Genomic DNA, 23,518 nt, shown 5'->3' with positions numbered 1-23,518 from the left:
CGGATCATAAATAGTAATATTTTATCAAATTATATCTTGTAATAGGGACAACTCGCATATATAATATGCCTTGAGAACTATACATATAAAATTTTACAATAATTAATAAGGAGGAATGTTTGTATGGAATTGGATTCTATGCCACTCGCCCGTCAAATCGATTTTGTATTTCGTAAGCTAGAGGGGGAGCTCACGAACGCCGCAGCAGGAACGGTAATGATTCATATTCGTAATAATGCAGTTGGCAAGTTCGGTCTCAGGCATCACCCAATCGAGAGCAGGAACGGAAAGTTCGAAAGCCAAGGGCAAGGACTCACGTTATTACAGGTGCAAGAGTTTCGTAAGATGGCGATTGAGGCGCTTAAGTTTCGCAGAGATTGGACGCATGGCGAGATCATGTATGACTTTTCTGTTCGGCCTAGCGCCGGTTCCTGGTCTGCAAGTATCCTCTACGAATCCAACTATAATATGGCCAATTGGAATACCCGCTTCGTTCCTAAGCAGCATGATCTGCGAGAATGGCAATAATGACGAATTCGGCTGTCTGCTCACATGCAGGCGGCCCCTTATTTTTTAAACGAAATTTAACTTCACTTTCGGGGAAGCCTTGGACTATGATAAATACAATCATGCTCGGAATCGAGGTTAAATCCGTTAATGAAACAGGTGCTTTATATAGAAGACGACAAGGAAATCGGAGCTTGGGTCAAGGAGGATTTGGAACGGCGCGGCTATTCGGTAGATTGGCTGATTACAGGCGACACTGCCGTGAGTCGTGTTGGAGATGCAGATATTGTTGTCCTGGACGTCATGCTGCCCGGCCTTGACGGCTTCACGATTGGGCAACGGCTGAAGAAGGAAGCTCCGCAGGTACCGATTCTTATGTTATCCGCACGAACGGCGGTAGATGATAAGCTGCAAGGTCTTCGCTTCGCGGATGATTATTTGACGAAGCCGTTCCATCCCGATGAGCTTGCGGCAAGATTGGATGTACTGCTGCGCAGATACGGTCAACCGATCGAGCTTGAGCTGGCGATCGGTCATTTGGTTATTAAGCCGGAACTGCAGGCCGTGTACGATGGACGAACCGGGGATGAAATCCCGCTGACTCCGAAGCAGCTCCAAATTTTATTTTATTTTCTCGATAACTTGAACCGAATTGTTACGAAGGAACAAATTTATGAGGCAGTATGGGGAGATCCATATATCGATGGCGACAAGACGATTATGGTTCACATCCGGTATCTTCGTGAGAAAATCGAGCTTGATCCAAGCAATCCGCTTATTATAGAGACGATTCGCGGGATCGGCTATCGGGTGAAGCGATGAATAGGCAAAGAAACGCTTCGCGGATTGTGGGTTTGAAGCGTTCGCTGCTTTCGCGTTACATGATAATTGTTTTGTGCGCGGTGATGCTGCTTCCCATATCGCTGCCCATCGTATCGATAATCGTTTTCCTGCAAGGCGGAGGCAAGATAGCGGATACGAAGGAATCGAAGCTGTACCGTGACGGAAGCCAATTGGAATCGATGTGGCATGACGAAGCGGCACGACTGAGTGGACAATCACCTGAGAGTGTTGATGCAGTACTTAATCTTAAGAAAGCGGAGTATCCGAAAGCGACATTATTTTGGGTGGATGGCAGCGGGCGCACGAAGCTCCAGCTACCAGCGAACGAGCAATTACAATTGCCTGTGCAGTGGAGCTCTTCGTACACCGTACAATTCATGAAAGATAGCGTAGGCGGAGATGATTTCACGATCGTTGCTTTTATCGGGGATACACGCTTGGAAGGATTTATGGTATTCAAAGTGCCTAGGGTGCTCATGCAATCTGGCGCGGGCAGTGCTTCCAAATCGATATTACCGATGTACCTTATCGTTATATCGATCATACTGGCGGTTTTTTTATTTATTTCAGTACTTTTTTTCAACGGCATTCGCAAGAGACTCGTTCGACTGCAAGCGGCGATGGCGCTTCCTGCGAACAACGGCATCCCGGCTCCTGTCGCCACGAACAAACCGGATGAAATCGGCCATTTGGAAGTAGCCTTTAATGAAATGGTGAGCAAGCTCGAGGCAAGCAGAGAGCGTGAGGCGAATGAGGAGGGACTTAGGCGCGAGCTGATCGCAAGGCTTTCTCATGATCTAAGGACGCCGCTTACTGCGATAAGAGCGCATGCATTCGGCCTGAAGCAGGAGACACTGTCCGAGGGAGGAAGGCGATCGCTGCAATTAATTGATCGGAAGATCGAATATGTAAGCCAATTGATCGAGAATCTGCTTTCTTTCACACTGCTGGAATCGGGCAAATATCCGTACCGGCCGGAGCGGATTGATATTGTCCGGATGGCGAGAGCGTCGATTGCAGGCTGGTATCCCGCGTTCGAGCAGCAAGGCTTCGATATCGATATTAACCTGCCGGATGTTCCTGTGTATTGGCATATCGATCCCGAATGGATGGAGCGAGTGCTGGATAACTACTTTCAGAACGTGCTGCGTCATGCGCAGTCGGGGTGTTATGTTGCGCTTCGAATAAGCGAGGAGCAAGGCGGATGTTTGACAATATCGGATCATGGTCCTGGGATGGATGGGACGTCTGAGGAGAGAGGCGCCGGCATCGGTCTCGCGATCGCTTCCTTGATGCTGGAGGAGATGGGACTGTACACTGAGATCGCAAGCAGCAGCGAGGGAACGATAATTCATATTGCTGGTTCTGTATCGAACCGTCAGGAGGACTCTCCTTGACGGTTTTTCTTGTTTTTTTAAACGAAACTTAACCTTGCCGCTCCTGTTGTCTTAACCTAACGCCTTTAAGATGATTACAGAGGTGATAAGCAATGATAACGAATAAAGAAATGATATTGGAAACACGTGGGCTTACGAAAAAATTAGGCGGAAAGCCTGTCGTGAAGGACGTTAATCTGAGAATTGAACGCGGTGACATATACGGTTTTCTCGGCCCGAACGGTGCAGGGAAAACAACGACGATCCGCATGTTGCTTGGACTGGCGAAGCCGACTAGAGGCCAGGTCCGCATTTTCGGCAAAGACATAAGCAAGGATCGTCTGGAAATTCTGCGCAAAGTCGGATCGCTCGTTGAGTATCCGTCTTATTACGGGCATCTGAATGCGATTGAGAACTTGGAGGCGGTTAGACGACTTCTAAATGCGCCTAAGTCGCGGATTGACGAGGTGTTGTCGATCGTCCGACTGACTAAGGATGCGAAGCGCCCTGTCAAAGGGTACTCGTTGGGAATGAAGCAGCGGCTTGGTATTGCGACGGCGTTGCTAGGAAGTCCTGAGCTGCTAGTGCTCGATGAGCCGACGAACGGTCTTGATCCAGCAGGCATCTTGGAAATTCGCGAGTTGATTAAGAGCTTGCCGAAGTCGCATGGCGTTACGATTCTAATTTCCAGTCACTTGTTGTCTGAAATTGAGCAGATGGCGACAAGAGTAGGCATTATTGCAAAGGGCAGCTTAATCTACGAGGATCGGATTGAGAAGCTGCGCGAGCGCGCGCAAGGACATATCCGCCTTGGTGTAAATGATCCGGAAGCCGCATGGGGGCTGCTAAGCGCAAGCGGGATTAGTGCTTCGCTTGACGAGGGCAAGCTTACGGTCGCGGAGACGGATAATGCGGCCATAGCCGCAATCGTAGCAAGACTCGTTGGCGGGCGTCACCAAGTATTCCGCGTGGAAGAAGAGAAAGTATCGCTGGAGAGCATTTTCCTCGATATGACAGGAGTGGAGGGGAGCTTATGATGCTGCGCATTATGTCTGTCGAATTACTCAAGCTGAAGAGGAAGCTCGTCTGGCTGCTTGTCTTATTAGGGCCGTTCGGTGTAATTGCGCTGCAAGCGGTCAACTTCGGACTTCGCTACGATTATTTGACCCAAATATATGCCGACGATCTATGGGGCGGATTAATTCATAATGTATCTATGCTCATGCTGCCTACGTTGTTCATTGGACTAACGATTCTTGCCTCCATGACGGCTGGCATTGATCACCAGATGAATGCATGGAAGCAGACAATGGCGCTTCCAGTAGGCAAAGCGAGGATTTTCTTCGGTAAATTCGCGGTAACGGCAATATTGCTGTTGTGCTCTAGCACACTAATTGTTCCGTTCACCTTTGCGCTGGGCATCTTGCTCGGTTTTGGCGCAGAGGGAATGCCGATTGTCGATCTGATGACGACCGTATATTACCCGTACCTTGCGATCATGCCTTTCGTTGCTCTCCAAGTAGGGTTATCGGTCATTATACATAACCAGGCATTGCCGTTAACCATCGGAATAATCGGTATGATTGCGGGTATGTTCGCTTCCCAGTTTCCCGACTGGATGCCATGGAAATGGCCGTATCTTATTAATGTTTGGGATGTGCCGCTGTATTCGGTAGGAGCGGGCTTGACGCTAGGGCTCATCGTCTTGCTCCTCGGAATGTATCAGTTCGTTAGAAAGGATGTGAAGTGATGATTGGCATGATTCGGTCGGAATGGATGAAGCTTAGACGATCGGTTGTATGGCTGCTTGCAGCTGTCAGTCCGCTGTTCGTGGCAGTCATCGGTATTGCGGAATTGGAGAAGGGAGTACAATTTCCATGGGTAGAGGTGTTGTCGATAGCTTCAGCGCTGCATGCCATGCTGTTCCTGCCGCTGCTCGTAGGTATATTCGCCGCACTCGTGTGCAGGTATGAGCATGTCGGCGGTGGATGGAAGCAGATGCTGTCGCTCCCGGTATCGAGAACGGGGGTGTACGCCGTCAAGCTGGGAATGGTCATGCTGCTTGTTGGCGTAACACAGCTTCTGTTGCTCTTATTCATCCTGCTGCTCGGCTTCATGAAGGGGTTCAGCGGCGACATTCCATGGTCTATTCTACTCGGATCGATACTTGGCGGCTGGATCGCATGCCTGCCGCTCGCGGCGCTGCAGCTATTCGTATCGATAGCGTTCCAGAGCTTTGCTGCACCGCTAGCGGTTAATGTCGTATTGACGCTGCCGAACATTCTCATCGTCAATTCATCGCAATACGGACCTTATTATCCGTGGGCGCAGCCGATGCTGGCCATGCTGCCGCGCGACGATTACGGGTTCGGCGCCTTTAACATGTCGATGGAGACGTTGTTTATCGTAATATTAGGCGGTTTCTGCGTATTCGGCCTGGCAGGCTGGACCTATTTCCAGCGAAAAGCCGTCTAGTAAGCAAACTCCAGATCCGGATAGACATATGGAGTTGCCGGCGCTTCGATTCGCTCGATCTTCGTAGCTTCAAGCGTAATGATCTCATTGTCCATGTAGCTGGTCGTCTTAAGCGTTCCTTTGACGGATACCCATTCGTCTGCGGCATATTCGTTCCCTTTGGGCCATTCGATCATAAGCCCGTAAGGCAAGGCGTCGGCCGAGCAGCAATTCATGGCGAAGCGGCTGACCGCGAATCGATCCTTGCCCATTTCATCTTCTCGGTAAACGAAGCCCGAAAGGACGACTTCCTTGCCTAAGAAGGCTTCCCGGTACAAATCAAGCGTCGTCAGCGTCTCGATAAACTGCTTCTCGGGCACTTCTATCGCAGGCTGGGAATAGAGGATCTTCCCATAATTCGCATGGTCGATCGTATATTCGTCGTAAGGGAAAAGCGCATCGAGCTTTTTTTCTTCCGATACTGGTGCAAGGTCAACCTCAGGTACAGGCGCAGTTATCAGGTCACTCCGTTCAAACGAAGGGCTTCCCGATAAGCTGACGCCTTTCTTAGCTGCAAGGGCGCTGCCAAGCGTTCCGGTCGGTGCAAGAAAACCGAGCGCGAGCGGCAGGAGAAATAAGCCGTAAATGAGCGTATTCTTGGCAATGGAAGGCGAAGGCTCGTGGTCATGCTCGCAGTCGCAGTCGGCTTCCTGCTTGCCCATGCGCTTCTGAAGGGCAGCATATATTTGATAGATGGCTGCGGCATATAAGCCGATGGCCGACAGCTTCACGTACAGCTCCATGCGGGGGGCGATATATAGCGTCATCTCATCCGTCTGGAACAAATAGACGATAAAAAAGGCAAAGCCGGTCAGTATAGTTGCGCGCAGTAAATGGTGGATCATATGAATACCTCCGTTAACCATGCTCCGATGAAAGTAAGCGAGGCTGTTAATGCGATAAGAGCGAGTACGATTCTGATACGGAACGTCGACAGCAGCATAAGCGTATTTTTCAAATCGATCATTGGACCGAATACGAGAAAGGCAAGCAGCGGACCAAAATCAAAAATGCCGCTGAAGGAAGAAGCGATGAAAGCGTCGGATGTGGAGCATATCGATAAGATGAAAGCGAACCCCATCATGAATACGTATGAAAATACAGGCTGCTCCGCGAATACGGCAAGCGTACTGCGATCGACAGCCGTTTGAATGATTCCGGTAAGGAGCGCGCCGAATATTAAATATTTGCCCATCTCAAAAAACTCGTCTGACGCGTGAGCCATCGTGGATGAAATCCTGGAGCGGAAGCCTTTGCCGCTAACTCCATGCTCGTGGCTTCGGTGGTGGCGGTGATCATGTCCGTGTTGATGTTCATGGTCATCGGTGTTCGAATGCTCATGTTGCTGTCTGGTCATTGCCTTTAGGGGACTTCTCTTCATGAACTTGTAGAGCAGCAACCCGATGATGAAAGATACCGCGAAAGCTAGTCCCATCCGGGCGAAAGCCATCTCCGGCGTCGTACGGAACGCGGTGTATGTAGATGTGTATACGATAGGGTTCACAATAGGTCCGGCGAGCAAGTATACGATACCGATATACGCGGGCATCCCTTTGCGTATTAGGCGCCTGACGACGGGAATCATACCGCATTCGCATAATGGGAACAGAAGGCCGAGCAATGCGCCGAACAGCACGCCTGCAACCGGATTTTTTGGCGTCCATTTCTGAATGAGCTCGTCCGTTACGAATACTTGCAGCAGCGCCGAGAAGAGTACGCCGAGCAGGATGAACGGAAAAGCTTCCAATATGATGCTAATGAACAATATTTTGAACGACTGGAAGTTAGCTTCAGTGAAGATGGCCGTCGGCAGCTCGCGATTCGTGACGATCAGGGTTAGCATAATCAGGCTGCCAACACCGAGAAGCGGCGTTCCGAAACGGAATATCCATTTAAGCATGCGGTGCGTCTCTCTCCTTTTAATAGTAATGATTACGATTATACGACCTAATATAGCATATGCTCCCAATTTTGGCTATAGGACAACTTTATTTAGTGCAGGCGTCTTGCCGCAGCTTCAAACGCTTGCGTATGAGCGCGTGGCTTCTTGACATTCATGTCAGCGCGAGTATAATCAGTTTAAATGCGATGATGGGAACAAGTAAGCTTGAGGCGAATTGCGTGCAGAGAGCCGGTGGTAGCTGTGAACCGGTGCAAACCTCGAAGCTGAATGGAACCCGGAGCCGATGTGCGGAACCGGTAGCTGCAGCTCTGCCGAAAATGTTCATCCGGATGCTCACCGTTACTGAGCGTTAAGGTTTGTGCGGCATTCGCCCCTTCATTAGGGTAACGGGCGGCGCAGACGAATTAGGGTGGCACCACGATCTCTCGTCCCTTGCGGCGAGGGTTTTTTTGCGTTCTTTCGAACCCTTATATCGATAAAGTTGATGGCCATAGAAAGGTGGAGTTGAATTTGAAAAAAGTACTATCCGGCATTCAGCCAAGCGGACAGCTTACACTCGGAAACTATATCGGAGCGTTGCAAAACTTCGTGAAGCTCCAGCATTCCGAGGAATGTTTCTTTATGATCGTGGATTTACATGCGATCAGCGTGCCGCAGGATCCCGCTAATCTTAGAGAGCAGACCGAAGCGGTAGCGGCGCTCTTCATTGCTGCGGGTATCGACCCGTCGAAGGCAACGGTCTTCGTTCAATCTCATGTGCGCGAGCATGCTGAGCTCGGATGGTTGTTCACGACGCTTGCCAATATGGGCGAGCTGGAGCGTATGACGCAATTCAAGGATAAGTCGTCAGGAAAAGAATCTGTCGGAGCGGGCTTGTTCGTGTATCCGACGCTAATGGCGGCTGATATATTGCTGTATAACGCGGATCTTGTGCCGGTTGGCGACGATCAGAAGCAGCATCTCGAATTGACGAGAGATCTGGCGCATCGCTTCAACACGCGTTTCGGTTCGTACTTTACGATTCCGGAGCCTTATATTCCGAAGGTAGGCGCGCGCATCATGTCGCTTGACGATGCAAGCAAGAAGATGAGCAAGAGCAATCCGAATCCGGCGAGCTTCATAGCGTTGCTCGATCCTCCGGATGTCATCCGCAAAAAAATTAGCCGAGCAACAACCGATTCCGGCCGCGAAGTGAAATATGACCCGGCGAATAAGCCAGAGATCAGCAATCTGATTGGGATCTATTCACACTGCGCGAACATGAGCATTGCAGAGATCGAGGCGCGTTACGAGGGACAAGGCTACGGACCGTTCAAGAAGGATTTGGCGGAGCATGTTGTGTCCGTGCTCGAGCCATTGCAGAACAAGTATCACGATATTCGCAATTCAGGCGAGATTCATACTATCTTGAAGCAAGGCGCTGAGCGTGCTTCCGAAGTAGCGTCCCGCACGCTAGCAGATGCGAAGGATTTGATGGGCTTCCTTCGCCCGCGCGGCTAGCGGATAACGATAGTAAGAAACAACAAGGCTGACACCGGGAGGTGTTCAGCCTTGTTGTTTCTTACGGCGCAAACGCGCTTTAACGATAAAACCGGCACCGGTCGTGAACAGCCATAGCAGACCGAACAATAGTACTAGCCAGCCGCTATGACTGATGGATATAGCCATTGCGCTCATCCATATGACGGATACGACGGCGAAAAATAAGGATAGTTGCTTAGACATGACGTTATTCTCTCCTTCACAAACTTTGATCATATTTTTTTGGGGGATAGAGCATAGTTTCTCTTCTTGTGCACATAATAAGTTTGCACCACACAATCAAGCGCAGGAGACGAAAGGAGAAATACCTCATGGCAGGAAGCAGAAGCAATACACTGATCGTTCCACAAGCAAGTCAAGCTCTTAATCAACTGAAGTTGGAAGCGGCACAAGAACTCGGTGTACAAATCCCGGCAGATGGCTATTACGGTAACATTTCAACTCGTGAAGCGGGCTCCCTTGGTGGCTACATCACGAAAAAGCTAGTCCAAATTGCTGAACAACAGCTTTCTGGCGGCTACCGTTAAGCGCTTTTAATACACAAAGAACAAATGGAGTTCAAGGGAAACCTTGAGCTCCTTTTTAATTATCGCAAAAAGCCAAAAACAAAAGCCCCTTCTATTATGCAGCAAGGGGCAGGCTACAATCAATATTAATACGTATCCATACGAAGCCGCTTCATAAGCCGTTCGTCGCTAAGCCAGCCGACATAGGAGCCAATCGTCTCGTACTTCTGATTCATGAGCAGGACGCCAACAAAGGGATACTGCTTGCGATGCCGGTAGCGAACATCCGACCATCTTACCTCATAGCCCCAGCTATGCTCGCGAACATCCGCACACGCGAAGCTTGTGAAGTAGAGGAAGGAGCGGATAGCTGGTTCGTTCTTGGACAAGGCTACAGCCGGGTGATCTGAGCATCTGACGCGGTCGAGCCATCTTAGCTTGCCGCTGTGCAGCGTACCAATAACAAAGCTGCCATCATGAGCCTCCTTGACTACGTTCCATATCGATAACGATATGGTCGGAATTGCAATGTAGGAGTCGCCTTTCTTATGCTCCTTGTCCAGTTTGGGAAGTACCGCGATCTTGCTGCGCTGAACGAATGTGCGCCATACAAAGTAGACAGCGGTGAACAAATACAGCAATGGGAACAGCAGCGCGGGGTTTACGAGTTCCGCAGCCCAAAGTAAAATGGCAATGATATGGGTCGTGAAGACGACCGGGTCAAAGATGTGTATAATGTTCCATGAAATCCACTTATCGGTAAAGGGCCGCATCGCTTGGGTACCATAAGTGTTGAACAAATCGGTGAAGACGTGGACGCAAACGGCTAACAGCACCCAGCCGCCGATATGCAGCCAAGGCAGCGAGCCTCTGTACAGCAACTGAAGGACGGCCGTTATAAGAATCGTCCAAATGGCGATGGCTGGCAAGGAATGAGATACGCCGCGGTGGTTCTTAATATAGACGGCGTTGCCTTTAAATCGCAGCAGACCGTCAAGATCAGGTGCCTGAGAGCCGGCAATCGTACCAAGCAGAACGGCAGTCTGAATGGATGGATTAGCTGCAACGACGGGATCGACGGCGGCTAGTCCTGCCAGTCCGATCCCCATAACGAGATGTGTACCTGTATCCATTGGAAGCCCCCTGATGTGTAGTGCAAAGCCATGTGGTTCATTCGTTATTATGATCTAATCAACAAAGGAGTATGATGCATTATGTACATCTGTTTCGCTGAATATCGCATTAATCCCGAGCACCGGGAATCCTATTTGAGTTACACACAAGCTTTACTTAAGGACAATGATCGCGTCCATATATATGAAGGAACAGATCAGCAACATTTATTCGTCGAGCTATGGTCAGCGGATACTGCCGAACAAGCCGAGCAAATTAAAGAAGAACGCTGCAGCGAGCGTTCTTCTTGGTTCCAAATCGCAGATTGGATCGAGGGCGGCGCCGGCAAGCTCCATATATGGACGTTCAAGCCGGCTTTCTCCTCTGTACCGTCTTAGCGTCCGAGCGGAGTCGCCGAGCTGACCACGCCACCTTGGAACGGATATTCGTAATTTATCGGCTCGTCGAATGTCACATAGTCCAGGTTAAGCGTCAGCAGCAAGTAGCGCATACCCGTCGTTGGATCGCTAATAATAATATGATCGCGTCCGGCTGCTTCAATGACGCCTTTGAAAATCTTCGCATTCCACTGGCTATTGTTCTCATAGGTCATGTAGAAAGTAGCCATTTTGCCGCGGTTTAGGCGAAGTATGTTCTCCACATACGACTCTTCAACGAATGGTGATACGATATTACCGCCAGATGGTGTTACGATTGCGCCGTTAGGCACGCCTACTGGCGGCATCGTCGACTGGGCCTTCATCGTTTGAAGAGGCATCGCTTGATTGCCCATTGCCTGCATAGGCATCGCTTGATTAGCCATCGCTTGAAGAGGGAAAGCTTGATTACCTTGCTGAGCCGGAAGCGTCGTTGGCATTTGCATGCCGTAGCCGCCATAGCCGTACCCGTAAGCACCAGTATTCGCCGGACTTACTGCTGTTTTGTACCCATAACCGTTGGACATTCGAGATTTCCTCACTTTCGTGTGCTTATTACTATTTTTGAAAATAGGTTTGATAAACATTAATAAACGGCTGGACAATCGCCACGCGTCGGAACAAATAAGCAATGCGCTTTGTAACGGCTGCTGTTGCCTTGGTCATACCACGTATCCGGGCAATCGCCCGCAGGACGGAAGAACCAAAGCGCGTTCGACGCCGGGTGCTGTCTTTCCCCGTTGATCATCCGCTTGGCTAACCGAATATCTTTGTCTCGTGCTGATACGCTTAGGTAGTGCACTTCCCTTCGCATACTGTCTACTGTCACAAACGGTTTGATGCGCGCTGGGCCCGAATAGGCATCAAACTACATACCCATTGTATTGAGCTCTGGGCGAATTGGTTACAAAAGATTTGTCACAATTTGAGTGGCGAATTCATGAACAAAACCGTCGAACATTGTCATTGAGAGTGTTTTTCGGTATGATTAAGAACGATTCATCAATGAATGATAGGCGCTAGTTGCGTCTTGTCGCATACTCGGGAGGCTTTGCTTTGTGCTGAAGGACTTGATTGCTTTAACCAAACCGCGGCTGCTTCGGCTTAATATTTTTGCTGCACTAGGCGGATTTATCGTAGCTTCCAAATGGGACTTCGATATGGAGATGTTCCTGCTGCTTATTTATATGTTGGTCGGATCTACGCTGACGATAGCTTCAGCAACCGTCATTAACAACTATTGGGATCGTGAGCTTGATCTGAAGATGGAACGAACGAAGGACCGGGCGCTGCCGACTGGCAGAATGAAGCCGGGAACCGTGCTCGCATACGGAATTATTTTAGGCGTAGTTGGACTAGCTGTACTGTTCGTGCTCGTTAGTCCGCTTACAGGCTGGCTCGGATTGCTGGGCTGGTTCGTATATATTGTCATCTATACGATGTGGCTTAAGAGGAGCTCGACATGGAGTACGTCGATTGGCGGCATATCAGGCGCTATGCCTCCGGTTATCGGTTATTGCGCGGTAACGGGCGAGGTGGATGCAGGAGCTTGGATCTTGTTCGCGTTCTTATTCTTATGGCAGCCGGCTCACTTCTGGTCGCTTGCGATTAGAAGGGTAGAAGAATATCGCGAGGCGGGATTCCCGTTGCTTCCGGTTGTAAAAGGGATTAAGCGGACGAAGCTTCAAATGATTCCTTATGTGCTGCTCCTTCTTCCAACTTGCGTGCTGCTCTATACTTACGGTTATGCAGGCATTTATTTCTTGATTATTTCCATTCTTTGCGGCGTTGTGTGGCTCGTGCATACGCTTCGTGGCACGGCAGCGCAAGATACAGAGAAGTGGGCGAAGACGAATTTCCTTATTTCGGTTAATTATTTGATGGTTGTGTTCATCGCGATGATCGCGAATACGACATTGACCTAATAGAAGATAGAAGACGAAGGTGATGTGAAGATGGTTTTTTTGAAAAAGCACAGCTTTAAACTTGCAGTACTCGCGTTATGCGCGGCAATGGGCATTTATTTATTGTTTACGTATGTGATTAAGCCGGAAGCGCCGCTGCCGATTGAGATGGCAGCACCTGCGTTCGAATTGACCGATGTGGACAGCGGCGACAAAGTATCGCTTGAATCGACGAACGGCAAAGCGAGAATCGTTTACTTCTACTTCGCGAATTGTCCGGACGTATGTCCGCCGACGACCTTCCTGTTGTCGGAGGTTCAAGAAAAGCTGGAAAAAGCGGGTACGCTCGGAACGAAGGCAGAACTGATATCGATCACGTTCGACCCGGTGAGGGATACGCCCGAAGTCATCAAAGCGTTCGCAGAGAGAAACTTCGCCCAGCCGAACGGTTGGAAGTTCCTGCGGGGCGATGACGAGGAGCAGACGATCAAGCTCGCAAGAGACTTCGGTGTGAGCGTAGCCAAGGTGGAAGACGGCTCGTTCGCCCACATGAACGTCATTACGATTGTCGATCAAGACGGCCAAATCCGCAAATGGATTAACGGCAGCGATGAGAATGTTACATCAGATACCATATTAGGCGAGCTGAACAAGCTGCTGTAGAAGATACAGCAGCGCAATTAGAACTCGTCCTTATTCCACTGTAAAGCGGGACCCGGCGCAGGATATACAATATGCGCATCGAGGCCCGCTTTTTCTAACTGCTCGATCAAATAATCCTCGGGTGTATGCTCGACGCCGGGATAGCCCTTGCGCGTATAAATATGCTCTGCATCCGGGAACAGATCGCGCAGCAAGCCGCGAATGCGCTTGCCCGAAGCATCGTTATCGGTAAATATGTATACTTGCTTGTCGCCTGCTTGCTTACGCAGCTTCTCAAGCTGCTCCGATCCTGGCGTCCCATACGTGCAGTAAATGGGAACGTCCTCGGACAGCACCCGTTTCAGACGGCTTTTGTCGTTTTTTCCTTCTACAATAATGGCAACATCCATCATGATCACCTCTGTCTTAGCTTGTCCACCCTATATTAAGTTACTTTCATGCGAAAATAAAGGCGGCCTGCTTATCGCACGGCCGCCTCTTCGCTTGCTGCTAATGGATCATTACCACATGCAAGCACACGCTATAATTACGAGCAAGATAAACAAGACCAAAATAGTTGCAATGTTGTTGTGGCCGTGATGCCCATTGCCTCGGCTAGTTGATTCAACATGTCCAGACATCTTATTATTCACCCCTCTTTCATAGGTAGAGGTCAATGATGCTCTCAGCCCTCATGATAGCCCTGCTTATCGGCTTCTGTCATGCCGGCATAGTCATTTGACATAATGTATCCTATGTGCGGAGGGAACAAATGCCGTGTGCGAATACCCAGTTTTATGAAAAATAGGTGCGAGAAGCCAATATTCTCGAATTGTAGAACGGTAATACAGCTACGGCGAGCATGAGAGCGACGAAAGCGATGAAGTAAGGCGAGAGCTGGTCGCGCAGCTGGCCAGCAGCCATCGGGCCGATGAAAGCGCCGACGGAGAAGGCAATTGACAGTATGGAGAACGTGCGGCCGTATCTGGTACCGCCGCTTAACTCGATTAACATCGTTGACAACGCCGGCAGAATAATGCCTTTAGCCATACCTATCAGCAGCAGCATGATAGTGAACGGAGCAGGGACACCCGCTGCCAGGCAGAAGTAAATGACGGCCAACATGAATGCCCCCCATAAAGTTCGTTGGAAAGCTGAGATTCGGTTCAAGAACAGCATGCTAAGTGTAATAAGTGCGCCGATACTGACGACGGAAAACAGCAGTCCAGTCGTCATTATGGATGCCTGCGATTTCGCCATGAGCGGAAGCTCGAACGACAATATTCCTTGCGAGCAGCTGGTCGCAATCGGCAGCAGGAAGACGAGCCAAGGGATTGGCGTACTATCGCCAAGGGGCTGCTGCGCAGTCTTCGGTTTCTTGCTGCCGCTCTCGGGGCTTGCTTTGACAGGCAGAGGCGCGACATTCATACGCTTGTCACTGATGAAGAAGACGGCGCATACAGCTGTCGCGACCAGCAACCAGCCAAGCACCGTGAAAGCGGTCGTGAAGCCAATCTTCGCGACAAGATACGCCCCCGCTGCCGGCGAGACGACCGATGCGAGCGTATGGACGAGTCCGTTGCCGGCCATTAGCTTGCCTTGCTCGGTAATATTGTTCGACAGGCGCGCTAGCAGCGCCAGGCAGGCAGGCGACAGGAAAGCGAGCACGAACCCGCTAATGGAGCGAAGCACGAGCAGCTGCCAAGGATTAGTTACATGCGACTGAAAGAGGAGTATAATGCCTGCCGCTAGGAGGCTGAAAACAATAAATAAGCGGCTACCGAATCGATCGACACCATAGCCGGCTATGAGATTGCCGGGCAGGTGAGTGATTGAATACATACCCATCATAAGCCCGATGAAGGAGGGCGCTGCGCCAAGCGAGATGGCGAACGGCGTCAATATCGGGTATTGCGCATGCAAATCAAAGAACGCGACAAACAAAAATAAATAGAGCCAGATGGCTGTTTTCACTCCGTTATCCTCCTTGCTTAATCTCTTTACTAACTACTTGTACGTCATTAATGGACAGGATATGTCTGGCTAAAGTGGAAGGAAGCGTTTACGGTATATGGGACGTAGGGTATAATGTTTTGTAATAGCTTTTTGTACGAGGTATAATGGAGGGGATCGAATGGATTTTTTAGATTTTTCAGCGTATGACGTAGACACATGGACATCTTTTTTCAAAGACAACTGGTTCGTGCTCGTTATCGCCATTGTCGTGCTGCTTCTAATCGTTCGAATTGTGCAGACGGTCGTGAAATGGGCGATTGTCGCGGTTATCGTCATCGGCGTCGTTCTTTATAGCGGCTATACGATGGACGATCTGAAAGTGATCAGCACGAAGGTCGTTGACAGCGCGAAGCAAGAAATGATGACTGCGATGGCGGGCGATGCGAAGGATGCTGAATTCATTAGCAACGCGGACGGCTCGTATACAATCAAGACTAAGAACCTAGAGCTTAACGGCAAACCTGGCGACAATGAAGTGACAGTATCCTTCCGCGGCGCCCCGAAGATAACGATCGAGGTAGATAGCGCGATACAAGCCTTTATCGATCAAGCGAAGAACAACGGCTAATTCATTCTCCGTTAATATTGGGGATGTATATTAGCCTAATACCGGTAAGGCTTTATGAAAGGAGAGATTATGTTCGATTGGATGTTGCGGTTCGATGAGCTGGAGCCCGTAGCGATCATTGCTCTCCTTCTATTGCTTGTTTCATTATTGCAAGGGATAAAGAGGGGCGCGTCGGGATCAGCGAAGCGTCTTTTCTTTTTTGTATGGGAGGGCGTTGTGGCGATAGCGGGACTTGTCATCGCCGGACAGCTTGCAGGCTGGGCTTCTCCTCAAGTTGCGAAGTGGCTCGCCCGGATCGTTGTAGTGCCGGCACATGAACTCGGAAGCGCGCAGCAAGCGTGGTTTACGCTGCTTACAGGCCTGAGAGATTTTGCACTGTTAAGGTACGGGATGCTCTTCCTGATTATCTACTTGATGTTTAGAGTGATTGCCAGCTTCGCGGAGCCGCTGTTCAGTTATGCATGGAGCAGCTTCATACGGGAGAGGAATAGCAGCGGCGTAATGGAAGAGCTTCCTGGACGCCGTTATGCCAGCAAGGCTACAGGCGCAATTATTGGTGCCGTTCATGGTGCCGGAAGATCTTTTCTTTTCATTGCAACTTTATTCGTCTATGTTTCGTTAATGCCTAATGGCTGGTACGCAGACAAGATTGCCGAATCACCGTTGTATCGAGAGGCTGCGGCGATGCTTGCTCCGGTTGCAGGCGATATGCTAGAGGGCCAAGGCCCAGTGCTTGCTGAGGCGGTGGAGGCGGAGTTCCGCCAGATCCTGCAGCGCAAATACGAGATTATCGACTATGCCGTACCGGATGATATCGCTGAGGCCGCTCTATTCGTAACGAAGGACGGGGACAACAACGAGGCGAAGGCACGTCTTCTATATGACTGGCTTGGTTCACGCATTGAGTATGATTGGGACAAAGCTAACAATTACGTCGAGCGAGGCATATGGAAAGAACAGACGCCGGCTGACACGTTCGCAACGCGCAAAGGCGTATGTATTGATACAGCAAGGCTGTATGCCGTGATGGCACGTACGGCAGGCCTCGATGTGCGGGTCGTGACGGGGCTTGGGGCCGACGGAAGCGGCGGCTTCGGACCGCATGCTTGGAATGAAGTGAACATAAGCGATGGCGGCGACAACTGGATTCCGCTTGATGCTACGTGGGCCTCTTCCGGTGATTGGTTCAATTCCCCAGGCTTTGAGCAGACGCATATTAGAGAAGCGGCAGCGATATAATGAATGGCATATTTATGATTAAGAGGTGAAAGCATGCAAGACGATCCGCAAAAGCGGGAGATAGTGAACAGACGTAATTTTTCATTCCGGCTTAATATGTTTTTTTTCGTTACATTCGTATTATTCAGCGTCTTAATCGTGAAGCTTGCTATCTTGCAGTTCGTAGAAGGTCCGACGCTTAGCGCAGAAGGAGCCGCGAAAGGAACGCGCAACGTTGCGATGCCGCCCATTCGGGGTAACATATACGACTCTACAGGCTATGCGATCGCTTATTCGACTTCAACGCAATCGTTATATTATAGCGTGCAGCCGGAGCTGAAACAGGCCGATGCGGTTGAGAAGGCGAAGCAGATGGCGGTCGAACTGGACAAAGTATTTACCAAGTACGGCGATCCGGCTTCGGCTATGACGGTTGACGATATTATCCGGCAGATGGATTTGGAGTTTAAACGAAATTTCATATCTACGCCTAGGCGGATCAAGTCCAATCTGACGAATGAGGAAATCGCCTATTTCATGGAGAATAAGAGCGACTTCAAAGGCATCGACATTATGGAGGAAAGTATCCGCAACTACGACAAAAGCTCAATTGCCGTACAATTGGTCGGCTACTTAAAGAAATATAGCGGCGTGCGGCTCGACAGCGAGTTCTATAGCGAGAAGATGAAGATTACCGATGCGACGCTTAAATACTTGGAAGAGGAAGATGTCGGCTTCGGAGGTATCGAGTTGATGTATCAGGACGTTCTGCGCGGAACGAACGGACTGAAGTCGTACCCGGTTAATAACAAAGAGGTTATTATTGGACCGATGGAAATTACGAACCCGCAGAAGGGTTCAGACCTATATCTGACGATCAATAAGAACGTTCAGTTGAAGACGGAGCAAGCCATTACCGATCATATCAAAAAAATATCAGAGTCGACGAACTCCTATGAACGCGCCGAATATGCCAAGACGGGTTATGCGGTAGCGATGGAGGTCGATACAGGCAAGGTTGTCGCCATGGCAAGCATGCCGGACTACGATCCGAACATATGGTCAGGCGGAAGAATCAGCAACGAAGATTATGAGAATATCGAGAACAGGCTGCAGAACGGTACGATCTCGACCGTATACGGCGACTATAAGACGGAGAAGGAGCGCAACTCCCACCCGTCGTCCATCTTGCCGCCTGGTTCAACGATGAAGCCGTTGTCCGTGTTGATCGGACTTAACGAAGGCTTGTTCACCCCTACGACTAGATATACGGATACGGGTGTGTTCTCGTTTGGCCGGAAGGGGTATGAGCGTTTTATCAAAAACTCCTTGAACCACGTATACGGCAGTCTCGACGGTTCTGGCGCCATAGCTAAATCCTCTAACCCATTCATGGCGGCGATGATCGGCAACAAGCTGTATATGCGCGGAGAAGTGAACGGCAAGAGCAGCGTCGAGATCTGGGATGAGTACATGAAGCAATTCGGTCTGGGAGTTCTTACGGGCAGCGGTCTGCCGAATGAATCAAAGGGTATCATCGAGTATTACAAGGAAGCGCAGAGCGGAAGCTCGCAGTCCGCGCTTATATTCGCATCCTTCGGACAACAGGGTCGTTATACGACGCTTCAGCTCGCGCAATATGTGTCGATGCTGGCCAATCGCGGCAAACGGATGAAGCCTCAATTCGTGAATGAAATCAAGGATTCGGACGGCAATGTTATTCAAGGCTTCACGCCGGAGATCTTGAACACGATCGATATTCCTGAGCAATATTGGAAAGAGATTGAAGCAGGCATGTCCGAGGTTAAGTCGGAAGGCTTCGAGGGCGTCGATTACACGTATAGACGGAAGACGGGTACATCCGAGCAGGACGTAGCCGGCCGCCGCGCGGAGAACGCGGTGTTCATCGCTTATGCGCCTGCTGACAAGCCGAAGCTTGCGGTTGCGGTTATTGTGCCTGACGGCGGCTTCGGCGGCTACGGCGCATCGCCGATCGCGCGTCAAATCTTCGACGCGTACGATGAAGAGGTTGGGTTGTACGGCGTGCCTAAGAAGAAGACTGCCGCCAACACGGGCGGGACTCCGGTAGAAGGTGCCGATGCTGGCAATGCTGCTGGCGGTACAACTGGTAATACGGAATAACTAATTGCGAATAGGCTGGCTCTTCAAACTGTTCCTTTCCATCCATTGAATTGGATGTGAAAGGGGCAGTTTTTTTCGTTTTTGTTTTTGAATGGATTTCATACAATCAAAAGGCTAGGAACGAGAAGATATCAGAGTTTGGTTGGATTCTATGCTGCCATATGGACGGAAAAAGGTTGCTGAAGGCTAAAATACTTGAATTGGCTGTATAATTTCCACTCAAAAGTGACTTCACAGGTGATTTGGACCGATTAGATTGTATGAAATACAGGCAAACGCAACCTTAGGAAGCGAGGACTGTATTCGTAAGGCAGGACGACACATAAAAATAAATGTTGCACTAGAGAAACATTTTTGTGTATTATAAACAAAGAGGCACTAAGCTAAATAATATTCTCTAGGTCAAATAATGTTCGCAAGGGAAACTTGTCCGTTGACGATAAGGTGAAGACGCAACAATCTAAATTAAAAAATCACAAAAATCAAAATTCAATTCGATTTTCCAAACACGAAAGGGAGGGAACATCATGCGTAAGCATACCAAATCCAATTCAGCAATTAGAAGGTTCATTATGACGATAATATTTCTGTCCATAACGGCACTTGCCGTATCGGCATGCGGGGGGGCTTCAACCAATCAAGGCGGGGAGGGCGCCGGCAAGCTGAAGGTGACGGCCACGATTGGAATGATTACGGATGTCGTCAAGCAGATCGGAGGCGACCATGTCGATGCTATCGGCTTAATGGGCTCGGGTATCGATCCCCATCTATACAAAGCGTCACAAGGCGATGTGAAAAAGCTTGATGATGCGGATATCATTTTCTACAACGGCCTGCATCTCGAAGGCAAGATGGCGGAGATGTTCGAACAGCTCGAGAAGCGCAAGCCGACTGTTGCCGTATCCTCTTACTTGAAAGAGGAGCAGCTGCACGCGAATCCGGCGCAGGGCAGCGGTTCGCATGATCCGCATATTTGGTTCAATGTGAAGCTGTGGATGTCTGCCGCTGAGGTCATTCGCGATACGCTGGTCGAGAAAGATCCCGCCAATGCAGATGATTACAAGCAACGCGCTGCCGATTATTTGAAGGAGCTGGAGAAGCTTGATGCGTATGCGAAGGAACAGATTGCACTCATACCGGAGGACAAACGAATTCTGGTGACGGCGCATGACGCTTTTGGCTACTTTGGCGAAGCATACGGGTTAACTGTCACGGGTTTGCAAGGCATGAATACGATGTCTGAATACGGCTCCAAGGATGTCAGCAAACTTCGGGATTACTTGGTGGAGAACAAGATTAAAGCCGTGTTCATCGAATCGAGCGTGCCGAAGAAGTCGATTGAGTCGGTCATTGAAGGCGCTCGCCAGCTCGGTCATGAAGTGAAGATCGGGGGCGAATTGTTCTCCGACGCGATGGGCGATGAAGGAACAGAGGAAGGCACTTATATCGGCATGGTGAAGCATAACGTGGATACGATTGTAAGTGCATTGAAATAAGAGACCAATGTAACGAAAGCGAGTGATAAAATATGAGCCTTACGAAAGCTATGACTAAGCAAGCCGCGCTTTCACCGTTGTCCGTTAATGGACTGACGGTTGCTTACCAGAAGAAACCAGTATTGCGGAACGTAACCTTCGAGATTAACGAGGGCGAGCTGATTGGCGTAATCGGACCGAACGGCGCCGGCAAGTCGACGCTTATGAAAGCTGCGCTAGGGCTCATACCGAGCATTGGCGGCGAGGTGCTCGTATACGGCAAGCCGTATAAGGAGCAGCGCAAGCTCATCGGTTACGTGCCGCAGAGGGAGTCTGTCGACTGGGATTTTCCTACGAATGCGCTTGATGTCGTTATGATGGGGCGATACGGTCATCTCGGGTGGTTCCGCAGGCCGAGCGCGAAGGAGAAAGCAATCGCGCTTGAATGTCTGAGCAAGGTCGGCATGGCCGACTTCGCGGATCGTCAGATCAGTCAGCTGTCCGGCGGCCAGCAGCAGCGGGTCTTCCTCGCAAGAGCGCTGGCGCAGGACGCGAAGCTGTATTTCATGGATGAACCGTTCGCAGGTGTCGATGCCGCAACGGAGAAAGCGATCATTACGCTGCTTCAAGAGCTGAAGCGCCAAGGCAAGACCGTTGTCGTCGTCCATCACGATCTTGCAACCGTTCAAGATTATTTCGATTCGGTGCTGCTGCTTAATGTGGAGCTGCAAGCTTTCGGAGCTACCGATCAGGTGTTCACGCAGGATCAACTGCAGCGGACCTACGGTGGCAGACTGGCCTTTCTTGACCGCAGCTTTTCATTGCCGACTGCACGCAGCGGAAAGGGCGTGTAGCAGATGGCTAACATTTGGTCGATGATTACAGATCCGAACATGCAATGGATCTTTCTCGGCTGTACGCTTCTTGGTCTAAGCAGCGGTGTTATCGGCAGCTTCTCCTATTTGCGGAAGCAGAGCCTAATGGGCGATACGCTTGCGCATGCGGCATTGCCCGGCATTTGCATCGCGTTCATGCTGACGGGTATTAAGTCGATTGGTTTATTTCTCATTGGGGCAGGTCTAGCAGGCGTAGTCGCCACATTCGGTATCGGCTATATTACGCGTCATACGAAGCTGAAGCAGGACGCTGCAATGGGCATTGTTTTGTCCTCATTCTTCGGCCTTGGCATCGTGCTTCTAACTGTCATTCAGCATGGCAATTACGGCAACCAAGCCGGCCTTGATAAGTTTCTGTTCGGCCAGGCGGCTTCGATGATCGGCTCGGATGTCATTACGATGTCGATTGTCTGCGTCGTACTGCTGTCTGTCTGCGCATTGCTGTTCAAGCAATTTAAGCTTATTTCATTCGATCCGGGCTTTGCTCGAGGTCTCGGTTATCCGGTAGCCGCGCTGGAGCAGCTTCTGATGCTGCTTATGGTTGTTGCCGTTGTTGCGGGCATTCAAGCGGTCGGAGTTGTGCTCGTAGCGGCTTTGCTCATAACGCCGGCCGTTTCGGCCAGATATTGGACGAATAAGCTTAGCTTAATGGTCATCCTATCCGGTATATTCGGCGCGGCAAGCGGAGCGATCGGCACGCTCTTCAGCGCATCGGTATCGAACTTGCCGACCGGACCGGTGACGGTACTCGCGGCTACGGTCGTATTCGTGCTATCGATCCTGTTCGGACCTCAGCGGGGCCTTGTGGCGAAGCGGTTGATGCGTCAAAGGGCGAAAGAGCGGTTCGTGCAGGAACGCGAGATTACGATTCATGACAACGCGAAGAAGGAGGCAGCTGTATGAGCGACTTTTGGATACTATTGACGGGTTCGCTCGTCGCAAGCTGCTGCGCGATATTAGGCGTCTTCCTAGTTCTTCGTAAAATGGCCATGATCGGAGACGCAATAAGCCACTCCGTTATGCCGGGTATCGTTATTGCCTTCCTGCTGAGCGGCTCGAGGGATTCGCTGCTCATGATGTTCGCGGCGCTCGTATTTGGTCTGTTAACGACCTTCCTCATCCAGATGTTCCAGCAAAGCGGCATCCAGTCGGATGCTTCGATCGGAGTTGTGTTCACCGCTTTGTTCGCAGTAGGGGTTGTGCTCGTCAGCTTGTTCGCGCGCCAAGTGCATTTGGATCAGGATGCAATCTTGTACGGGGAGATCGCTTACGTGCACTGGAACATCTGGGAGCTTGGCGGTGTCAATATGGGACCGCGGGCGGTCTGGCTGCTAGGCTTCACATTGATCGTAATCGTGACTGTTATCAGTCTGTTCTATAAGCAGTTCAAGCTATGCGCGTTCGATCCGGCGCTTGCTGCCGCTATCGGCATACCGGTCGCAATGTTCCATTACTTGCTCATGGGCCTCGTGTCGATGGCAACGGTAAGCTCGTTCGAGAGCGTCGGCGCGATTCTCGTCGTCGGCCTGCTCATCATCCCGGCTTCAACGGCATACTTGCTAACGGAGCGTCTAGGCATGATGATCGGTTTAAGCATCGGCGCAGGCATCGCAAGTACAGTAATTGGTTACTTCGCGGCCAAAATGATGGATGCATCGATCGCCGGCTGCATCGTATGCGCGGCTGGCGTATTGTTCGGGATAGCGTTGCTGTTCTCCCCTTCGCAGGGCATCGTCGCCAAGAAGCTGAGACTGCGTAAGCTGGCGGCCTAAACGGAGATAACCGTTTCTAATTAGAATTAGAGCACCTGGAACATCGGCAATGCCGAGGTCCAGGTGTTTTTTTTTACAAATTTCGAGCAAATATGAAACCTTCTCCCATCTATTAACGTTTAGTATATTTGGAATATATTTCAT

26 protein-coding genes, 1 pseudogene and 1 other annotated feature are annotated in these 23,518 nt (G+C 50.3%); of the genes and pseudogenes, 18 read left to right on the top strand and 9 right to left on the bottom strand.

The window, feature by feature from the left end; genetic code table 11:
* Window positions 1-123: 123 nt before the first annotated feature.
* The 6 genes from V8F51_RS00820 (at window position 124) to V8F51_RS00795 (ending at window position 5,201) form a co-directional block, all read left to right on the top strand.
* Window positions 124-528 carry an O-methyltransferase gene (locus V8F51_RS00820; RefSeq protein WP_337098136.1) on the top strand — a complete coding sequence of 135 codons (405 nt, stop codon included), beginning with the start codon at window positions 124-126 and terminating at the stop codon, window positions 526-528.
* 129 nt (window positions 529-657) lie between these two features.
* Window positions 658-1,329, top strand: a complete 672-nt coding sequence (locus V8F51_RS00815; RefSeq protein WP_337098135.1) for a response regulator transcription factor — start codon at window positions 658-660, stop codon at window positions 1,327-1,329.
* 59 nt (window positions 1,330-1,388) lie between these two features.
* Window positions 1,389-2,747: a HAMP domain-containing sensor histidine kinase gene (locus tag V8F51_RS00810; RefSeq protein WP_337098134.1), complete on the top strand. Its 1,359-nt coding sequence runs from the start codon at window positions 1,389-1,391 to the stop codon at window positions 2,745-2,747.
* 110 nt (window positions 2,748-2,857) lie between these two features.
* Complete coding sequence (locus V8F51_RS00805) at window positions 2,858-3,763, top strand: ABC transporter ATP-binding protein (protein WP_337098133.1); 906 nt, start codon at window positions 2,858-2,860, stop codon at window positions 3,761-3,763.
* Window positions 3,760-4,476 (top strand): ABC transporter permease, encoded by a 717-nt coding sequence (locus V8F51_RS00800; RefSeq protein WP_337098132.1) that lies wholly within the window; start codon window positions 3,760-3,762, stop codon window positions 4,474-4,476. Before V8F51_RS00805 ends, V8F51_RS00800 begins: the two co-directional genes overlap by 4 nt.
* Window positions 4,476-5,201 (top strand): ABC transporter permease, encoded by a 726-nt coding sequence (locus V8F51_RS00795; RefSeq protein WP_337098131.1) that lies wholly within the window; start codon window positions 4,476-4,478, stop codon window positions 5,199-5,201. Before V8F51_RS00800 ends, V8F51_RS00795 begins: the two co-directional genes overlap by 1 nt.
* Here V8F51_RS00795 and V8F51_RS00790 read toward each other — a convergent pair.
* Window positions 5,198-6,085, bottom strand: a complete 888-nt coding sequence (locus V8F51_RS00790; RefSeq protein WP_337098130.1) for a TIGR03943 family putative permease subunit — start codon at window positions 6,083-6,085, stop codon at window positions 5,198-5,200. The genes V8F51_RS00795 and V8F51_RS00790 overlap by 4 nt on opposite strands.
* Complete coding sequence (locus tag V8F51_RS00785; protein WP_337098129.1) at window positions 6,082-7,140, bottom strand: permease; 1,059 nt, start codon at window positions 7,138-7,140, stop codon at window positions 6,082-6,084. The genes V8F51_RS00790 and V8F51_RS00785 overlap by 4 nt, the downstream gene beginning before the upstream one ends.
* 179 nt (window positions 7,141-7,319) lie before the next feature.
* Window positions 7,320-7,579: a binding site (T-box leader), on the top strand.
* Between the two features lie 74 nt (window positions 7,580-7,653).
* Here V8F51_RS00785 and trpS point away from each other — a divergent pair.
* Entirely contained in the window at window positions 7,654-8,643 is a 990-nt protein-coding gene (gene trpS, locus V8F51_RS00780; RefSeq protein WP_337098128.1) for a tryptophan--tRNA ligase, read from the top strand.
* 45 nt (window positions 8,644-8,688) lie between these two features.
* Here trpS and V8F51_RS00775 read toward each other — a convergent pair whose 3' ends face one another.
* On the bottom strand, window positions 8,689-8,868 hold the full coding sequence (locus V8F51_RS00775; protein ID WP_337098127.1) for a DUF5325 family protein: 180 nt from the start codon (window positions 8,866-8,868) through the stop codon (window positions 8,689-8,691).
* 128 nt (window positions 8,869-8,996) lie between these two features.
* Here V8F51_RS00775 and V8F51_RS00770 point away from each other — a divergent pair, with 128 nt between their 5' ends.
* Window positions 8,997-9,212, top strand: a complete 216-nt coding sequence (locus tag V8F51_RS00770; protein ID WP_337098126.1) for an alpha/beta-type small acid-soluble spore protein — start codon at window positions 8,997-8,999, stop codon at window positions 9,210-9,212.
* 125 nt (window positions 9,213-9,337) lie between these two features.
* Here the strand turns inward: V8F51_RS00770 and V8F51_RS00765 are convergent, their stop codons facing one another.
* Complete coding sequence (locus V8F51_RS00765) at window positions 9,338-10,324, bottom strand: metal-dependent hydrolase (protein WP_337098125.1); 987 nt, start codon at window positions 10,322-10,324, stop codon at window positions 9,338-9,340.
* Window positions 10,325-10,405: 81 nt separating this feature from the next.
* Here V8F51_RS00765 and V8F51_RS00760 point away from each other — a divergent pair, with 81 nt between their 5' ends.
* Window positions 10,406-10,702 (top strand): hypothetical protein, encoded by a 297-nt coding sequence (locus V8F51_RS00760; RefSeq protein WP_337098124.1) that lies wholly within the window; start codon window positions 10,406-10,408, stop codon window positions 10,700-10,702.
* On the opposite strand, the gene gerQ is transcribed toward V8F51_RS00760, so the two are convergent.
* Entirely contained in the window at window positions 10,699-11,268 is a 570-nt protein-coding gene (gerQ, locus tag V8F51_RS00755) for a spore coat protein GerQ (RefSeq protein ID WP_337098123.1), read from the bottom strand. The two genes, V8F51_RS00760 and gerQ, sit on opposite strands and share 4 nt — an antisense overlap.
* A gap of 59 nt (window positions 11,269-11,327) precedes the next feature.
* Window positions 11,328-11,537, bottom strand: a pseudogene (locus V8F51_RS00750) (cell wall hydrolase); the annotation flags it as partial.
* A 262-nt stretch (window positions 11,538-11,799) separates the two neighbouring features.
* Between V8F51_RS00750 and cyoE the strand changes: the two are divergent.
* Both cyoE and V8F51_RS00740 read left to right on the top strand, forming a co-directional pair.
* Window positions 11,800-12,666, top strand: a complete 867-nt coding sequence (cyoE, locus tag V8F51_RS00745; RefSeq protein ID WP_337098122.1) for a heme o synthase — start codon at window positions 11,800-11,802, stop codon at window positions 12,664-12,666.
* Window positions 12,667-12,696: 30 nt separating this feature from the next.
* Entirely contained in the window at window positions 12,697-13,308 is a 612-nt protein-coding gene (locus V8F51_RS00740; RefSeq protein WP_337098121.1) for an SCO family protein, read from the top strand.
* Between the two features lie 17 nt (window positions 13,309-13,325).
* Here the strand turns inward: V8F51_RS00740 and V8F51_RS00735 are convergent, their stop codons facing one another.
* The 3 genes from V8F51_RS00735 to V8F51_RS00725 all read right to left on the bottom strand — a co-directional run bounded on the left by V8F51_RS00735 (window position 13,326) and on the right by V8F51_RS00725 (window position 15,261).
* Window positions 13,326-13,697, bottom strand: a complete 372-nt coding sequence (locus V8F51_RS00735; protein ID WP_337098120.1) for a toprim domain-containing protein — start codon at window positions 13,695-13,697, stop codon at window positions 13,326-13,328.
* 111 nt (window positions 13,698-13,808) lie between these two features.
* Entirely contained in the window at window positions 13,809-13,928 is a 120-nt protein-coding gene (yjcZ, locus tag V8F51_RS00730; protein ID WP_337098119.1) for a sporulation protein YjcZ, read from the bottom strand.
* A gap of 154 nt (window positions 13,929-14,082) precedes the next feature.
* Entirely contained in the window at window positions 14,083-15,261 is a 1,179-nt protein-coding gene (locus V8F51_RS00725; RefSeq protein WP_337098118.1) for an MFS transporter, read from the bottom strand.
* 160 nt (window positions 15,262-15,421) lie between these two features.
* On the opposite strand from V8F51_RS00725, the gene V8F51_RS00720 reads away from it, so the two are divergent.
* The 7 genes from V8F51_RS00720 to V8F51_RS00690 all read left to right on the top strand — a co-directional run bounded on the left by V8F51_RS00720 (window position 15,422) and on the right by V8F51_RS00690 (window position 23,374).
* Window positions 15,422-15,871, top strand: a complete 450-nt coding sequence (locus tag V8F51_RS00720; protein WP_337098117.1) for a hypothetical protein — start codon at window positions 15,422-15,424, stop codon at window positions 15,869-15,871.
* A gap of 54 nt (window positions 15,872-15,925) precedes the next feature.
* Complete coding sequence (locus tag V8F51_RS00715; RefSeq protein WP_337098116.1) at window positions 15,926-17,110, top strand: transglutaminase domain-containing protein; 1,185 nt, start codon at window positions 15,926-15,928, stop codon at window positions 17,108-17,110.
* Window positions 17,111-17,143: 33 nt separating this feature from the next.
* Window positions 17,144-19,231, top strand: a complete 2,088-nt coding sequence (locus V8F51_RS00710; protein WP_337098115.1) for a peptidoglycan D,D-transpeptidase FtsI family protein — start codon at window positions 17,144-17,146, stop codon at window positions 19,229-19,231.
* A 527-nt stretch (window positions 19,232-19,758) separates the two neighbouring features.
* Window positions 19,759-20,727 carry a metal ABC transporter solute-binding protein, Zn/Mn family gene (locus V8F51_RS00705; RefSeq protein WP_337098114.1) on the top strand — a complete coding sequence of 323 codons (969 nt, stop codon included), beginning with the start codon at window positions 19,759-19,761 and terminating at the stop codon, window positions 20,725-20,727.
* 32 nt (window positions 20,728-20,759) lie between these two features.
* Window positions 20,760-21,560, top strand: a complete 801-nt coding sequence (locus V8F51_RS00700) for a metal ABC transporter ATP-binding protein (RefSeq protein ID WP_337098113.1) — start codon at window positions 20,760-20,762, stop codon at window positions 21,558-21,560.
* 3 nt (window positions 21,561-21,563) lie between these two features.
* A complete protein-coding gene (locus V8F51_RS00695) occupies window positions 21,564-22,505 on the top strand; it encodes a metal ABC transporter permease (protein WP_337098112.1) in 942 nt (313 codons plus the stop codon).
* Complete coding sequence (locus V8F51_RS00690; protein WP_337098111.1) at window positions 22,502-23,374, top strand: metal ABC transporter permease; 873 nt, start codon at window positions 22,502-22,504, stop codon at window positions 23,372-23,374. The genes V8F51_RS00695 and V8F51_RS00690 overlap by 4 nt, the downstream gene beginning before the upstream one ends.
* Window positions 23,375-23,518 lie beyond the last annotated feature (144 nt).

It is taken from the genome of Paenibacillus sp. YIM B09110, from assembly GCF_037167145.1.
Lineage (GTDB): Bacteria > Bacillota > Bacilli > Paenibacillales > Paenibacillaceae > Pristimantibacillus.
Note: the sequence above shows the minus strand (reverse complement) of the source record. Positions and strands in the feature narration are given on the sequence as shown.

What these genes read in the sequence shown, in the direction of transcription:
- V8F51_RS00790 (WP_337098130.1), bottom strand. Translation starts at nt 6,085, where the DNA reads ATGATCCACCATTTACTGCGCGCAACTATACTGACCGGCTTTGCCTTT.
- V8F51_RS00800 (WP_337098132.1), top strand. Translation starts at nt 3,760, where the DNA reads ATGATGCTGCGCATTATGTCTGTCGAATTACTCAAGCTGAAGAGGAAG.
- V8F51_RS00695 (WP_337098112.1), top strand. Translation starts at nt 21,564, where the DNA reads ATGGCTAACATTTGGTCGATGATTACAGATCCGAACATGCAATGGATC.
- yjcZ (WP_337098119.1), bottom strand. Translation starts at nt 13,928, where the DNA reads ATGTCTGGACATGTTGAATCAACTAGCCGAGGCAATGGGCATCACGGC.
- gerQ (WP_337098123.1), bottom strand. Translation starts at nt 11,268, where the DNA reads ATGTCCAACGGTTATGGGTACAAAACAGCAGTAAGTCCGGCGAATACT.
- V8F51_RS00810 (WP_337098134.1), top strand. Translation starts at nt 1,389, where the DNA reads ATGATAATTGTTTTGTGCGCGGTGATGCTGCTTCCCATATCGCTGCCC.
- V8F51_RS00765 (WP_337098125.1), bottom strand. Translation starts at nt 10,324, where the DNA reads ATGGATACAGGTACACATCTCGTTATGGGGATCGGACTGGCAGGACTA.
- V8F51_RS00770 (WP_337098126.1), top strand. Translation starts at nt 8,997, where the DNA reads ATGGCAGGAAGCAGAAGCAATACACTGATCGTTCCACAAGCAAGTCAA.
- V8F51_RS00785 (WP_337098129.1), bottom strand. Translation starts at nt 7,140, where the DNA reads ATGCTTAAATGGATATTCCGTTTCGGAACGCCGCTTCTCGGTGTTGGC.
- V8F51_RS00705 (WP_337098114.1), top strand. Translation starts at nt 19,759, where the DNA reads ATGCGTAAGCATACCAAATCCAATTCAGCAATTAGAAGGTTCATTATG.
- V8F51_RS00775 (WP_337098127.1), bottom strand. Translation starts at nt 8,868, where the DNA reads ATGTCTAAGCAACTATCCTTATTTTTCGCCGTCGTATCCGTCATATGG.
- V8F51_RS00820 (WP_337098136.1), top strand. Translation starts at nt 124, where the DNA reads ATGGAATTGGATTCTATGCCACTCGCCCGTCAAATCGATTTTGTATTT.
- V8F51_RS00805 (WP_337098133.1), top strand. Translation starts at nt 2,858, where the DNA reads ATGATATTGGAAACACGTGGGCTTACGAAAAAATTAGGCGGAAAGCCT.
- V8F51_RS00740 (WP_337098121.1), top strand. Translation starts at nt 12,697, where the DNA reads ATGGTTTTTTTGAAAAAGCACAGCTTTAAACTTGCAGTACTCGCGTTA.
- V8F51_RS00815 (WP_337098135.1), top strand. Translation starts at nt 658, where the DNA reads ATGAAACAGGTGCTTTATATAGAAGACGACAAGGAAATCGGAGCTTGG.
- V8F51_RS00690 (WP_337098111.1), top strand. Translation starts at nt 22,502, where the DNA reads ATGAGCGACTTTTGGATACTATTGACGGGTTCGCTCGTCGCAAGCTGC.
- V8F51_RS00760 (WP_337098124.1), top strand. Translation starts at nt 10,406, where the DNA reads ATGTACATCTGTTTCGCTGAATATCGCATTAATCCCGAGCACCGGGAA.
- V8F51_RS00715 (WP_337098116.1), top strand. Translation starts at nt 15,926, where the DNA reads ATGAAAGGAGAGATTATGTTCGATTGGATGTTGCGGTTCGATGAGCTG.
- V8F51_RS00710 (WP_337098115.1), top strand. Translation starts at nt 17,144, where the DNA reads ATGCAAGACGATCCGCAAAAGCGGGAGATAGTGAACAGACGTAATTTT.
- V8F51_RS00795 (WP_337098131.1), top strand. Translation starts at nt 4,476, where the DNA reads ATGATTGGCATGATTCGGTCGGAATGGATGAAGCTTAGACGATCGGTT.
- V8F51_RS00700 (WP_337098113.1), top strand. Translation starts at nt 20,760, where the DNA reads ATGAGCCTTACGAAAGCTATGACTAAGCAAGCCGCGCTTTCACCGTTG.
- V8F51_RS00735 (WP_337098120.1), bottom strand. Translation starts at nt 13,697, where the DNA reads ATGGATGTTGCCATTATTGTAGAAGGAAAAAACGACAAAAGCCGTCTG.
- V8F51_RS00720 (WP_337098117.1), top strand. Translation starts at nt 15,422, where the DNA reads ATGGATTTTTTAGATTTTTCAGCGTATGACGTAGACACATGGACATCT.